Origin of the sequence: Massilia sp. DJPM01, assembly GCF_030348125.1 — a bacterium.
In the GTDB taxonomy this organism is placed as follows: Bacteria; Pseudomonadota; Gammaproteobacteria; order Burkholderiales; family Burkholderiaceae_D; genus Telluria_A; species Telluria_A frigida.
Genome location: NZ_JAQOZV010000201.1, coordinates 1 through 866, shown reverse-complemented (window position 1 = coordinate 866; position 866 = coordinate 1). Strand labels below are relative to the sequence as shown.

Genomic DNA, 866 nt, shown 5'->3' with positions numbered 1-866 from the left:
CCAGCTCCTGGCTGGCCGGGGAATGTCATTTCCGCAGTAAATTCTTGTTTTACATGCAATAAAGCCGCGGCGCCCTGCCCGGCGAAGTCTTCCCTGGCGTCCTTCCTGCGGCGACAAATAGTTTTTTATTGCCCTCAAGTTTGGCGCATCGCTGTCGTCTGGCGCCGTGCCTGGTCGCGCCTTGAGGCCCAAAATAAAAAATAGTCACCCGAAATCCCCCTAAACTTTCCAGATCGCAATCCGTTATAGATAAGGACTGCGGTGTGATTGTCCCGGCACAAAGGGGCACACCAAGGCAAACGGCACGGAGCCAACATGAATAAGTAGCAATTGCAAGGAGCAATACCATGAGCGTCATCAATACCAACATCTCGTCCCTGAACGCACAACGCAACCTGAGCACCTCGGCTTCCGCCCTGTCGACCTCGCTCCAACGCCTGTCCTCCGGCTTGCGTATCAACAGTGCAAAAGACGATGCGGCTGGCCTGGCGATTTCTGAACGTTTCACGTCGCAAATCCGCGGCCTGGATCAAGCCAAGCGCAATGCCAACGATGGTGTATCGATGCTGCAAACGGCGGAAGGCTCCCTGCAATCGACCGGTAACATCCTGCAGCGCGTACGTGAACTGGCTGTGCAGTCGTCCAACGCCACCAACTCGGCCGGCGACCGCAAGGCCATCCAGGCTGAAGTCGGCCAGTTGCTGTCGGAAGCGGACCGTATTGCCCAAACCTCGGAGTTCAACGGCTTGAAACTGCTCGACGGCAGCTTCGGTACCGCCACCTTCCAGGTCGGCGCGAATGCCGGCCAGAGCATCCAGGCCACCACCGCCAACTTCCGCACCAATAACTACGGCAACAACGAAGCC

The 866-nt window shown here is 57.4% G+C and carries 1 pseudogene; it reads left to right on the top strand.

The features are described from left to right. Positions 1 to 347 precede the first annotated feature (347 nt). Positions 348 to 866, top strand: a pseudogene (locus PO883_RS34660) (flagellin); the annotation flags it as partial.